This is a genomic window from Halomonas sp. YLB-10, from assembly GCF_003856855.1.
Taxonomy (GTDB): Bacteria; Pseudomonadota; Gammaproteobacteria; order Pseudomonadales; family Halomonadaceae; genus Halomonas; species Halomonas litopenaei.
The window spans coordinates 81,285-94,159 of record NZ_RRCU01000001.1 but is presented as its reverse complement, the minus strand read 5'-3'; the positions used below and the strand labels follow the sequence as shown (position 1 = coordinate 94,159).

Genomic DNA, 12,875 nt, shown 5'->3' with positions numbered 1-12,875 from the left:
CTTCAGGCGGGCAGTCGGTTCACCGGCCACAGCACCTTCTCGCCACTGGCGAAGCGCACCGCTTCCTCGGCCACCTTGCGCTTGAGCTCTTGCGCGGCGTCTTCTGAATACCAAGCCATGTGCGGGGTGATCAGGCAGTTGTCGATGCCCCTGAGCGGGCTATCGGCGGGCAAGGGTTCCTGCTCGGTGGTGTCCAGGGCGGCGCCGGCAAGCCTGCCTTCCTTCAGGGCCTGGGCCAGGGCCGTCTCGTCGATGATGCCGCCACGGGAGGTGTTGATCAGATAGGCCGAGTCCTTCATCCGCTCCAGTGCCGCGGCGTCCACCAGATGGCGGGTTTCCTCGGTCAAGGGGCAGAACAGCCCGATCACGTCGGCCTCCCGGAACAACTCATCGAGTTCCAGGCAGCGAAGCTGGTCGGTGCCGTCTTCGGCGTTGGGCTGATGGTAGCGGTCGTGGGCGATGACATTGAAGCCCAGCGCCGCCATCTTGCGGGCGTAGAGCCGGCCGATGCGACCCAGGCCGACCACCCCGGCGGTCATCCGGGTCTGGCGTCGGATCGGCATGGCATCGGCGTACTCCCAGCGTCCGGCCTGGCAGCCGGCGTTCATCGGCACCAGCTTGCGAATCAGCGCCAGGCTCAGGGCCAGGGCGTGATCGGATACCTCGTGCATGCCGTAGTCCGGGACGTTGCAGACCTGGACCCCGGCGGCGCTGGCGGCCTCGAGGTCGACGTTGTTGACGCCGACCCCGTAGCGCACGATCTGCTTGAGATCGGGCAGGGCCTCGAATACCCGGCGGGTGAAGGGGGCGTACTGGTTCAGGGCGATATCGACGCCCTGGAGCTGTTCGATCAGCGCATCTTCGCTTTGGCATTCAAGCAGCGGGACATCGAAGCCCACGCGCTTGAAGATCTCGGTTTCCACGTCGTGGTTGGCGTGGTCGAGGTCGGTAAAGACGATCTTCATGCAAGTCTCCTGTCAGCGGCCGAGGTAGCCGCCATCGACGGGCAGGGTGACACCGTGGACATAGTCCGAGGCAGGGGAGGCCAGAAACAGCAGCGGTCCTTTCATGTCTTCGCCATTGCCCCAGCGCCCGGCGGGAATGCGTGCGGTGATCTCGGCGTTGCGGCCCTCGTCGGCCAGCAGTGCGCTATTCATGTCGGTGGCCATGTAGCCCGGGGCGATGGCGTTGACGTTGATGCCCTTGGCCGCCCATTCGTTGGCCAGGGCCTTGGTCAGCTGCATCACGCCGCCCTTGCTGGCGGCGTAGGCCGGCACCGTCATGCCACCGAAGAACGACAGCAGCGAGGCGATATTGATGATCTTGCCCTGGCCGTCGGGCCCTTCGACGTTACGCTTAAGCATATGCCGGGCGGCGAGCTGACACAGCTCGAACACCGCCGTCAGGTTGACCTCGAGCACCGCCTCCCAGTCATCGGCGGGGAAGTGCTCGGAAGGGTGGCGGCGCTGGACGCCGGCGGCGTTGACCAGGATGTCGAGGCGACCGCCGAGCTTGGCAAGGGCAGCGTCGAAGCCCTCGCTGCGCTGCTGGCGGCTAGCCAGATCGACGACCACGCCATGACAGGCGCTGGTCGACGTGGACAGGCCCGAGGCGACCTCATGGACCTTTTCCGACGAGCCCAGGATGACGACCTCGGCGCCTGCCTCGAGCAGGGCTTCGGCCATGCCGAGGCCGAGGCCCCGGGTTCCGCCGGTGACGATGGCCTTGCGGCCGTGTAGATCGAACAGCTTCATGATTGGCAGTCCACCAGAACCTTGACGGTGTTGAGGGAGGGCGTGGCGATCATCTCGAAGACACCGGCCGCGTCGGACAGCGGCACCACCTGGGTGATGGTCTGGCGCAGTTCATCGGCCAGGGTGTCGGCTAGAGTCAGGGCGTCGCCGAACTGCTTGTGGGTGTAGACCCGGGAGCCGATCAGGGTCAGCTCCTTGAAATTCACGTCGATCAGATTGACCGCGTGGGCCGCCTTGTGGGTGGCGGTCAGGCAGATGGTACCGCCGACGCGTACTACCTTGGTCATCTCCAGCGCCGCGCTCTCGACGCCGGAGCACTCGAACACGGCGTCGGCGCCGTCGCCGCCGGTGGCGCTGGCCACCCGCTCGACCAGGCTCTCGCTGCGCACGTCCACGGTATCGAAGCCGAGCTGGCGACACAGCCCCAGGCGGCCTTCGTCGACATCGGAGACGATCACCCGGGAGGCGCCGGCGTGGCGCAGCACGATGGCGGTCAACAGGCCGATGGGGCCGGCGCCCATCACCACTGCGCTGTCGAGCAGCGCAAAGCGTGCCTGGTGCAGGGTCCTGACCACCACCGCCAGAGGCTCCACCAGCGCCGCCACCTCATCGGACAGGCTGTCCGGCACCTTGAACAGCACGCTTTCGTCGATCCACTGATGGTCGGTCATGCCACCGTCACGATCGATGCCGATCAGGCGCAGGTTGGCGCAGACATGCGGGGTGCCGTTGCGACAGGGATGGCAGTCGCCGCAGGAGATCAGCGGGTAGGCCACCACTCGGTCGCCCACCGCGAAGCGCGAGTCCGGCGGCGTCTGCTCCACGCGGCCGACGAATTCGTGGCCCAGCACCAGGGGCGCTTGGGCGCGCGGGTGCTTGCCCGAGTAGATGCCGATGTCGGTGCCGCAGACACCGCAGTAGAGCATGCGAACCTTGACGGCGCCGGCCCGCTCGGTGGGCTCCGGCACCTCGGTGACCTCGACCTGGCGGGGGCCGGTATAGACCAGTGCTTCCATGGGGGTTCCTCGTGTCGTCGGGGCGTTGTGAAGAGGGAGAATTCAGGCGCTGTGCTGCTGGCGCTCGGCACCGCTGTCGCTGCCGAGCCGTGCACCGCCGGTGCGATGGGGGGCCATCCGGTCGCGGTCGAACTCGACCCCGATGCCGGGGCTGTCCGGGGCCACCGCGCGACCCTGGTCGAGGACCAGCGGACGTCGGGTGTAGTGATCGATGGGGAAGGAGTGGATCTCCATCCAGCCGGCGTTGGGCTGGGCCGACACCAGGCTTACGTGCAATTCCTGCATGCCGTGGCTGCAGATGGGCAGGCCGTAGTGGCGGCTCTGGCGGGCGACATCGAGCCAGCCGCTGATACCGCCGCAGTTGGAGGCGTCGGGTTGGATGAAGGATAGCCGCGCTTGTTCGAAGGCGTAGCCGAATTCGTGAGAGGTGTGCAGGTTCTCGCCCATGGCCAGGGGCATGCCGGTCGCCTCGGCGATGCGGGCATAGCCCTGGTAGTCATCGGGAAGGGTGGGTTCCTCGAACCAGGTGATGTCATAGGGCGCGAAGGCCCTGGCAGCCTCGATGGCGCCATCGACGCTCAGCGCGTAGTTGGCGTCCACCATGAAGGGACGTTCGGGGCCGATCAGCTCGCGTACCCGCGCCACCCGCTCGACATCCTCGGCAAGGGTCGGGCGGCCGACCTTGATCTTGATGGCCTCGGCGCCCTGGTCGAGGTAGCCCTGAACGTTGGCAAGCAGCCGCTCGAGGGAGAAGTTGAGGTCGATGCCGCCGAAGTAGGCCTGGCACTGGCGGCCCTGGCCGCCGGCCATCTGCCATAGCGGCTGGCCGAGGCGGCGGCCCTTGAGGTCCCACAGCGCGATATCCAGCGCCGAGATGGCGAAGGCGGCGATGCCGCCGCGGCCCACGTAGTGGATATGCCATAGCATGTCGTCGTAGCAGCCGGCGATGTCACCGGCGTCACGCCCCAGCAGCATCGGCGCCAGGTCGTGCTCGAGCAGTGCCAGGATGGCGTGTCCGCCGCGCCCGCCGGTATAGGTGTAGCCGGTACCGCTGTGGCCATCCGCGGTGGTGACGGTGGCGGTCACGACCTCGAAGTCGGTGTGCACGCCATGCTTGGCATCGCCCATGGGCTCGCTCAGCGGCAGTCGGTAGAGGTCGAGCTCGATGGAGGTGATCGTCGACATGGGAGGATTATCCTGTGTTGCGTGTGCGCGTGATCTGCACCTGGATCGCGATCACGACGAAGAGAAAGGCGCCGCGGATGACCATCTGCCAGTAGGCGCTGAGGTTGAAGGTGCCGAGTCCGTTTTCGAAGTTCAAAAGGTTGAAGATCAGACCGAGCATCAAGGCGCCGATCAGCGTCGCCACCAGCGACCCCTTGCCGCCGGTCAGCAGGGTGCCGCCGACGACGACGGCGGCGATGGCGGTCAACTCCCAGCCTAGTCCCTCCAGCGGCTGGCCGGCGCCAAAGCCCGAGGCCAGAAAGACCCCGGCGAGCCCGGCACAACCACCGCTGATCAGGTAGGCCAGGGTCTTCGCCTTGCGTGCGGGCAGGCCCATCAGGTGGGCGGCTTCCTCGTTGTCGCCCACCGCGAGCATGGTGCGGCCGATGGGGCGTTGTTCCAGCAGCCACCAGAGACCGGCGCCGACCACCAGGGTGATGGCGAAGCTCCAGGGCAGCAGGCCGCCGATCGACTCCATCCCCAGTCGGGTAAAGCCGCTGGCCCAGTCCACCGGCACCGTCTGGTTGCCGCTGATGATCAGGGCGGTGCCCTTGGCCGCCAGCAGGCTCGCCAGGGTGGCGATAAAGGGAGGGATATGCAGACGCGTGATCATCACGGCATTGACCAGACCCGCCGCCAGTCCGGTGGCGAGCCCCGCCAGGAGCGCCGGGACCAGGCCGTAGGGGCTTACGTAGGCGGCGGTGACCGAGGACAGCGCCGCCACCGTGCCTACCGACAGGTCGATGCCGCCGGTGATGATCACCAGGCACATGCCCAGGCTGATCAGCACGAACATGGCGTTGTAGTTGAGAAAGGACGAGAGATTGTAGGCGCTGCCGAAATTGTCGTAGCGGATCAGGCCGAGGCAGACCAGTGCCAGCAGGATCACGCAGACCCCGGTGGCCTGGCCATTGTCGGCAAGGTGCTGGCGCCAGGAGACGGTGGTCATGTCAGTGGGCTCCTCTGGGCGTCTGGAGATACACCGCCAGCACGATGATGGCGGCCTTCACCACCAGCGCCACCTCGTCGGCGACGCCGTTGGCGAGCAGGGTGTAGCGCACCAGCTGAATGATCGCGGCACCGAGGATGACCCCGGCGATGGGGGCCTTGCCGCCCTTGAGCAGGGCGCCGCCGACCACCGCCGCGGCGATGGCGTCGAGCTCCATCAGGTTGCCGTTCTTGGCCGCGTCCGAGGCGGAATTGATGGCCACGGTGATCAGCCCGGCGAGGCCGGCGAGCAGGGCACAGCTGGTGTAGGCTGCGAGCTTGACGCGGGTCACCGGGACCCCGGCCATGCGTGCCGCCTGGGGGTTGCCGCCGGTGGCCAGCAGGTAGCGGCCGTAGCGGGTGCGGGCGATGACCCAGGCCACCACCAGGGCGATGACCACCACCAGCCAGCCCTGGAAGGGCAGGCCGAGTAGCCGACCGGCGCCGAGGAACTCGAAGGCGGGATTGTCGAAGGTCTGCAGGTTGCCGTTGGTCAGCACCTGGGCCAGACCGCGGCCGGAGATGAACAGCACCAGGGTGGCGATGATCGGCTGCACGCCGAAGCGACTGACCAGCACGCCGTTGAACAGCCCACAGGCCACGGCGACCGCCAGGGCCACGACGATGGCCACCAGGGTCATCGCCAGCGGCGCCTGCTGGCCGAACTCCGACAGAAAGATCAGCGGCGCCAGGGCACCGGCCAGGGCCATCACCGCGCCCACCGACAGATCGATGCCACCGGTGGCGATGACCAGGGTCATGCCGATGGCGACGATGGCGATGGTCGACACCTGGGAGACATTGACCGACAGCGTCTGCCACTCGAGAAAGTTGGGGGTGATCGCGACATTGAACAGGATCAGTGCCAGCAGGGCGAAGAGCAGCGCCAGGCTGCGGGGATTCACCGGCATGGCCTGGCGCCATCGCGGGCTGGCCGACCGGGGCGTCGCCTGACGGGAGGAGTGGAGCGACGTCATGGTGCGGTCTCCTGGTGGTCGGTGGCGGTAGCAGACGGTGCAGCGTCGTCACGCGCCGCGCCGTCGGCTCGGTCGTGCTGGGCGGTGGCGATGGCGGTGACCAGGGCGTCTTCGCTGAGCCCGGGGTTGTCGAGCACCCGGGTCGAGTGGCCTTCGTGCATGATCACCACCCGCTGGGCGCCCTCGGCGAGTTCCTCGAATTCCGAGCTGATCATCAGCACCGCGCCGCCCTGGGCCTGATAGTCCTGGACGATGCGCTGGATCTCGCGCTTGGCGCCGATATCGACGCCACGGGTCGGCTCGTCGAGGATCAGCAGTCGCGGCTGGGTCGCCAGCCAACGCGCCAGCAGTACCTTCTGCTGGTTGCCGCCGGACAGCTGGCCGATGGGTTGTTCCATGGAGGCGGTCTTGATCTTGAGCGCCTCGATAAAGTGTGCGGCGAGTTCGCGCTCGCGCCGCCTTTGAATGACGCCACGACGGCTCAGCGTACCGAGCAGGGGCAGGGTCATGTTCTCGCGCACGCTCATCTCGGGGATGATGCCCTCGACCTTGCGGTCTTCGCTGAGCAGCGCCACCCCCGCAGCGATGGCGTCGCGGCTGTGGCGGGGGGCGTAGCGCTGGCCGGCCAGCCGCATGCTGCCCCGGGTGGTGCGATCGAGCCCGAACAGGGCGCGGGCAAGCTCGCTGCGACCGGCCCCGAGCAGACCTCCGAGGCCGACCATCTCGCCCTGATGCACCTCCAGCGAGGCGCCTCGCAGGCCCTTGTCGGTGGCCAGGGACTCGACCTCGAGCAGCGTCTCGTCGGTGTCGAGTTCCATCTCACGAAAGCTGGTGGTGCCGCTTGCCTGGATGTCCGAGGCCTTGCGGCCAAGCATGGAGGCCACCAGCTCCAGGCGTGGTGTCTCGCTGAGGGTACGCTGCTCCACCGTGGCGCCGTTGCGCATGATGGTGGCGCAGTCGCACACCGCGTAGAGCTCCTCGAGGAAGTGCGAGACGAACAGCACCGAGGTGCCCTGGGACTTGAGCAGCCGGATGACCTCGAACAGCCGCTGGACCTCGCGTTCGTCCAGCGAGCTGGTCGGCTCGTCCATGATCACCAGCCTGACCTGCTGGGACACCGCTCGGCCGATGGCCACCAGCTGCTGGATGGCGGTGGAGTACTCGCTGAGCGGACGGCGGACGTCGATGTCCAGCCCCAGCTCCTCGAGCACCGTGCGGGCCCGTCGATGGGCCTGGGGCCAGTCGATCCCGCCCCACCAGTGAAGCGGCTCGAAGCCCATCATCATGTTCTCGGTGACCGAGCGCAGCGGCACCAGGTTGAGCTCCTGGTAGATGGTGGCAACGCCAGCCTGCTGCGCCCGGCGCGGGCCGGAGAAGGCCACAGGCTTGCCGTCGAGCAGGATCTGGCCGCTGGTCGGTGTGTAGACCCCGGTCAGAACCTTGATCAGGGTGGACTTGCCCGCCCCGTTCTGGCCGATCAGGGCGTGCACCTCACCCGGCGCGATCGTGAGTGAGGCGCCGTCGAGGGCGACGGTACCTCCAAACCGCTTGTGGATGTCGCGCATGTCGATAAGCGCTGTCATGACGTGGTACCTGGTTGGAATGTCAGGTCGGGATCAACCGGCGTGGCTCAGCTCAATAGGCGTCGTCGATATGCTCGGCGGCGTTGTCTTGGGTGAAGACACGGTCCTCGACGCGCACCCAGGGCTCGATGGTCTCGCCGGCGGCGTAGCGGTTGAGCACGTCGCAGGCCATCGGACCAAAGCGCGGCGACGACTCGACGCTGACCCCGAGCTTGCCGTCGAGGATCGCCTGCAGGGCGTCGCGGGTGCCGTCGATGGAGACCAGCAGCACGTCCTCGCCTGGGGTGCGTCCGGCCAGTTCCAGCGCCTGGATGGCACCGATGATCATCTCGTCGTTGTGGGCGTAGACCACGTTGACCTCAGGATGGGCCTGAAGCAGCGTCTCCATCACCTGGCGGCCGGTATCGCGGGCGAAGTCGCCGGACTGGGAGGCGATGATCTCCATGTTGTCCTGTTCGGCGATGACCGCATCGAAGCCTTCCTTGCGGTCATTGGCCGAGGAGGCGCCGGTGGTGCCCTCGAGCTCGATGATGTGGGCCTGATCGCCTTCGAAGTTATCGACCAGCCACTGGGCGGCGATGCGCCCCTGCTCGATGAAGTCGGAGCCGAGGAAGCTGACATAGTGCTCACCGGCCTTGGCGACCTCGTCATCGACGATACGGTCGACCAGGAACACCGGGATGCCTGCCGCACGGGCCTTCATCACCGCCGGGATCAGCGCCTTTTCCTCGCGCGGGGGCAGGAAGATCGCATCGACGCCCTGGGCGATCATGCTGTCCACGTCGGCGACCTGCTTGGCGGCGGAACCGGCCGCGTCGGTCACTGTCAGCTGCCAGTTGCACTCGGGGGCAATATCCCGAAACGACTGGGTCTCGGCGATGCGCCAGGGGTTGTTGCTTTCCATCTGGGCGAAGCCCACCCGGTAGCTGTCCTTCTGTTCCAGCGGCGGCAACTGCTGGGCCCAGCCGGGCATGGCGGAAAGTCCCAGCAGGGCGGCGGTGGCAAGCCCCGCCAGGCGGCGGGCGCGGGGGTGACGGGCAGTCGGGGAGTGGTGGGTCGAAGGCATCGTGTTCTCCTGGGCTATTGTGCTTGTTGTCAAAAGAGCACCGCGTCGGCAGTGCTCCGTGCTGCAGGGAGGGGGCGTTCAATCGCCCCAGTTGACGTACATCGTCTGCTTCTTGAAGTAGGCGGAAAAACCGTACTTGCCGTCCTCGCCGCCGACGCCGGAGTGGCCCCAGCCCGAGTGATAGGCGTGGACCTGCTCGCCGTTGGCGCGATTGAAGTAGATCTCGCCGAAGCGCAGCTCCGAGGGCAGCCGCATCAGCCGCTTGAGGTCGCGGGTGAAGACATAGGCCGAAAGGCCGTAGGAGGTGTCGTTGGCGAAGGCCAGGGCCTGCTCGAAGTCGTCGACCCGCTGGATCGGCACCACCGGTCCGAACACCTCGTCGTCGATCAGCGGTGAGCGATTGTCCCGGGTCTCGACGATGGTCGGGGCGATCCAGTAGCCCTTGGCGTAGTCGCCTGAGTCGAGCGGGCCGCCTTCGAGCAGCACGCTGTCGCCCTGGGCGATACCGCGCTGGACCATGGCGGCGACCTTGTCGCGTTCGCCACGGCTGACCTTGGGGCCCATGTCGGGGTCATCCAGCGGATTGCCGATGCTCAGTGCGCGCGAGGCGGCGATGAACTTGTCGATGAACTCGTCGGCGATCTGGCGATGCAGGTAGATACGCTCGCTGCAGGTGCAGATCTGGCCGCAGTTGGTATAGCGCGCGGTGACGGCGGCCTTCACCGCGGCGTCGACGTCGGCGTCTTCCATCACGATGAAGGGCGCCTTGCCGCCGAGCTCCAGCCGCACGATCTTGAGTTCCTCGGCGGCGCTGCGAAAGATCTGGCGCCCCGCCCGGGTGCTGCCGGTCATGGTGATCAGGTCGGTGTCGGGGTGCTCCACCAGCGCCTGGCCCACCACCGGTCCCTGGCCGGTCACCACGTTGAAGACGCCGGGCGGAAACCCGGCGCGCTCGGACAGCGCCGCCAGATAAAGTCCGGCGAAGGGGGTGATCTCGTGACCCAGGAGGATAAAGGTGTTGCCCGCCACCAGGGCGGGGCCGGCCTTGCGCGTGGCCAGGGCCGCCGGATAGTTCCAGGCGGTCAGTCCGGCGACCACCCCGAGCGGCAGCGAGCGAATCTGAATTTCCTCGTGGCGATTGTCCGAGGGCAGAATGTCGCCTTCGATGCGTCTGGCCCACTGGGCGCTGTAGCGCAGAAATTCGCTGCAGGCGCCGACCTCGCCGCGAGCCTGGGACAGGGGTTTGCCCTGCTCCAGGGCAATCAGCCGGGCGAAGGGTTCGAGATGGCGATCGATCTCCTCGGCCCAGCGGGTCAGCAGCTTGCCACGCTCGTTGGCCGGTCGCCTGGCCCAGTCGGACTGAGCCCTGGTGGCCGCGGCGACGGCGGCGTCCACGGCGGCGGCGTCACCGGCGGGGACCTGGCCAAGCAGCGCCTCGCTGGCCGGGTTGTCCACCTCGATGGCGTGGGAGCCGGCATGCTCAAACCAGCTACCGTCGACCCACATGCGGCCTTCCAGGGGGGGGGCACCGAACTGTTGGAAATCCATGGGGCGTCCTCTGTTGGGTAAGGCCATAACGATGATTGGGTAACGCCAGAACAACGTTGGGGTGGTCAGAACGTCTGTTGGATAACGCTGAAATGACGTTTGGTACGACCATATACTGTTGATGGTCGAGGTGGCTGGCAAGCGTAAGGTACTACGACCATTGTCTATATTTTCTTCAAGTTTATGAAATATAGAGATTTTACGGGTTGTTATGGCGATATTGGCCATTGGTTGTAGTTGTTGGTCGAGAATTTAATGATTAGTTTGGTACGACGATAAACGAGGTGTTGTATGAGCGGACGCAGTGCGGACTCGATCACTCTGGATATTGAGCGCTCCATCGTTGCCGGCGAGCTGGAGGAAGGACGTCCGCTGCCCGCTGAGCGGGCGCTGATGGAGCAGTACGGCGCCAGTCGCACCGTGATTCGCGAGGCGATCACCGCGCTCACCGCCAAGGGATTCTTGAAGAGTCGTCCGCGCTATCGCCCGATCGTCTGTCGCCCGGATGCGAGTTCGGCGATGCAGGCGGCGGGAGGGGTGATCAAGCACCTGCTCGATAACTCCCGAGGCGTACATGACCTCTACCAGGTGCGGGTGTTGTTCGAGCGGGTGCTGGTGCGGGACGCCGCCACCGGGGCGGGCAAGGACGACCTCAAGCGGCTGAAGGATGCACTGGACGACAACCAGGCGGCGATCTGCGATTCCGAGCGCTTCTACGCCACCGACGTGGCCTTTCACCGGGTGCTCTACACCATCTCGGGCAACCCGGCCTATCCGGCCATTCACGCAGGCTTTGTCGAGTGGCTGGCGCCCCAATGGAGCCGGATGCCACGCAGCGAGCAGCGCAATCACGACAACTTCCTGGCACACCAGGCGATCTACGAGGCCATCCTGATGCGTGATCCCGACGCGGCGGAGCGCGCCCTGGTCGATCACCTCGAGGCCTCATGGGAGTTTGTGCGCAGCACCTTCTTTGCAGGAGAGAACGAGTGAGCGACGTCGATCATATTGTTGTCGGGGGCGGGGCCGCCGGGTGCGTGGTAGCCGCCCGCCTGGTGCGCGAGCAGGGTGCCAGGGTGCTGCTTTTGGAGGCGGGCTCGTCCCACCACCACCCGCTGCTCGACATGCCCCCGGGCATCTTCAAGATGATCAATGGCTCGAAGTTCATGCGCTATCACCAGACCGAGCCGCAGGCTCATCTGGGGGGACGCGTCCACGACATTCCCCAGGGCCACGTGCTCGGCGGCGGCACCTCGGTCAATGCCCAGGTCTACATGCGCGGGCGGCCCGAGGACTACGACGACTGGGATCGGCGACTCGCCGGCAACGCGGCGAGGGCCGACTGGTCCTGGCAAGGGGTGCTCGAGCACTTTCGCCGGATGGAGGACAACGACCGCCTGGTCAATGATCGCCACGGGCGCGGCGGGCCACTCAAGGTCTCCGACCCCGGTCATGTGGATGTGGCCTCGCGCTGGTTTATCCAGGCCGCCCAGGCGGCGGGGCTGCCCTACAACGGCGACTTCAATGGCGAGCGTCAGACCGGGGTCGGCTTCTATCAGTTCATGAATCGGGCGGGCAAGCGCTGCTCTGCTGCCTACGCCTACGTGGAGCCGCTGCGCGAGCACCCGGGGCTCGAGGTCGCGCTCGACTGCGAGGTCCAGCAGGTACTGGTCGAAGACGGACGCGCCGTGGGCGTCGAGTACCGCGACCGCAAGGGCAAGGTGCACCGGGTGCGCGCGCAGGGCGAGGTGATCCTGGCGGCGGGTGCGCTGGTGACCCCGAAGCTTCTGATGCTCTCGGGTATCGGGCCGGCCGAGCAGTTGGCGCAACACGACATTGCGGTAAAGGCGGACCTGCCGGGGGTGGGGCAGAACCTGATCGACCATCCCGAGGTGCCGATCACCGCCTACGCCAGGACCCCGTGTGGCTACTATCGCCAGGGCGTCGGCTGGCGGATGCTGGCCAACGGGCTCCAGTTCAAGCTGTTCGGCAGTGGCCCGGTGACCTCGGCCGGGGTCGAGGCGGGCGCCTTCGTCAACCCCGTCGATCCTCAGGCGGCACCGACCATCCAGGCCTTCTGCGTACCCATCGTCTATCTGGACCGGGATACCCGGAACGCGCTCAAGGACGACTACGGCCTGACGGTGACCACCGTGGTGGTCAAGCCCAAGGCCAGAGGCAGCGTTTGCCTGCGCTCGGCCGACCCCGGCGACATGCCGCGGGTGTCGCCCAACCTGCTCGGCCATCCCGACGACATGCAGGCGATGGTGGAAGGGCAGAAGTTCTTTCTGCGCGCCTTCGAACAGTCACCGCTCAAGGAAAACCTGCACGGTGTGGCCTTGCCCTTCGCCGGAAGCGGCGCCAGCGACGATGAGCTGCTCGAACACTGCCGACGCTTCGTCAAGACCAACTACCACCCGGCCGGAACTGCGGCCATGGGTGCCGATGACGACCCCATGGCGGTGCTCGACGCACGACTGCAAGTTCGTGGGGTGCGCGGGCTGAGGGTCTGCGACATGTCCGCGGTGCCCGATATACCCGCCGGCAACACCACCGCCCCGGCGATGATGCTGGGCAGCCGCTGCGCCGACTTTATCGGCGAGGATGCCGGCCTGGGCCAGGACGCCCGGCGCGACGCTGCAGCGCCCGAGGTGAAGGCCACCGGGGCGGCGATGCATTGATCTACTGAACGGATTTTCAAGCACCGACAGCAACCGACA

The 12,875-nt window shown here is 66.7% G+C and carries 11 protein-coding genes; 2 read left to right on the top strand and 9 right to left on the bottom strand.

Going from position 1 to position 12,875, the window contains the following annotated elements:
* Window positions 1-2: 2 nt before the first annotated feature.
* From EBB56_RS00285 to EBB56_RS00245, 9 genes are all read right to left on the bottom strand, one after another.
* Complete coding sequence (locus EBB56_RS00285) at window positions 3-965, bottom strand: C-terminal binding protein (RefSeq protein ID WP_124802282.1); 963 nt, start codon at window positions 963-965, stop codon at window positions 3-5.
* A 12-nt stretch (window positions 966-977) separates the two neighbouring features.
* The gene (locus EBB56_RS00280) at window positions 978-1,754 is read right to left on the bottom strand and encodes an SDR family NAD(P)-dependent oxidoreductase (protein WP_124802280.1); all 777 of its coding nucleotides are present in this window, start codon (window positions 1,752-1,754) and stop codon (window positions 978-980) included.
* Window positions 1,751-2,770 carry a zinc-binding dehydrogenase gene (locus EBB56_RS00275; protein WP_124802278.1) on the bottom strand — a complete coding sequence of 340 codons (1,020 nt, stop codon included), beginning with the start codon at window positions 2,768-2,770 and terminating at the stop codon, window positions 1,751-1,753. Before EBB56_RS00275 ends, EBB56_RS00280 begins: the two co-directional genes overlap by 4 nt.
* Before the next feature lie 42 nt (window positions 2,771-2,812).
* On the bottom strand, window positions 2,813-3,955 hold the full coding sequence (locus EBB56_RS00270) for a mandelate racemase/muconate lactonizing enzyme family protein (protein ID WP_124802276.1): 1,143 nt from the start codon (window positions 3,953-3,955) through the stop codon (window positions 2,813-2,815).
* A 7-nt stretch (window positions 3,956-3,962) separates the two neighbouring features.
* A complete protein-coding gene (locus EBB56_RS00265) occupies window positions 3,963-4,943 on the bottom strand; it encodes an ABC transporter permease (protein WP_124802274.1) in 981 nt (326 codons plus the stop codon).
* Between the two features lies 1 nt (window position 4,944).
* On the bottom strand, window positions 4,945-5,958 hold the full coding sequence (locus EBB56_RS00260) for an ABC transporter permease (protein WP_221621125.1): 1,014 nt from the start codon (window positions 5,956-5,958) through the stop codon (window positions 4,945-4,947).
* Entirely contained in the window at window positions 5,955-7,541 is a 1,587-nt protein-coding gene (locus tag EBB56_RS00255; RefSeq protein WP_221621124.1) for a sugar ABC transporter ATP-binding protein, read from the bottom strand. Before EBB56_RS00255 ends, EBB56_RS00260 begins: the two co-directional genes overlap by 4 nt.
* A gap of 52 nt (window positions 7,542-7,593) precedes the next feature.
* Window positions 7,594-8,607 (bottom strand): ABC transporter substrate-binding protein, encoded by a 1,014-nt coding sequence (locus EBB56_RS00250; RefSeq protein ID WP_124802272.1) that lies wholly within the window; start codon window positions 8,605-8,607, stop codon window positions 7,594-7,596.
* A gap of 78 nt (window positions 8,608-8,685) precedes the next feature.
* Entirely contained in the window at window positions 8,686-10,155 is a 1,470-nt protein-coding gene (locus EBB56_RS00245) for an aldehyde dehydrogenase family protein (RefSeq protein ID WP_221621123.1), read from the bottom strand.
* A gap of 291 nt (window positions 10,156-10,446) precedes the next feature.
* Between EBB56_RS00245 and EBB56_RS00240 the strand changes: the two genes are divergently transcribed.
* Both EBB56_RS00240 and EBB56_RS00235 read left to right on the top strand, forming a co-directional pair.
* On the top strand, window positions 10,447-11,148 hold the full coding sequence (locus tag EBB56_RS00240; RefSeq protein ID WP_108131711.1) for an FCD domain-containing protein: 702 nt from the start codon (window positions 10,447-10,449) through the stop codon (window positions 11,146-11,148).
* Window positions 11,145-12,836, top strand: coding sequence for a GMC family oxidoreductase (locus EBB56_RS00235; protein ID WP_221621122.1), 1,692 nt, complete (start codon window positions 11,145-11,147; stop codon window positions 12,834-12,836). The genes EBB56_RS00240 and EBB56_RS00235 overlap by 4 nt, the downstream gene beginning before the upstream one ends.
* Window positions 12,837-12,875 lie beyond the last annotated feature (39 nt).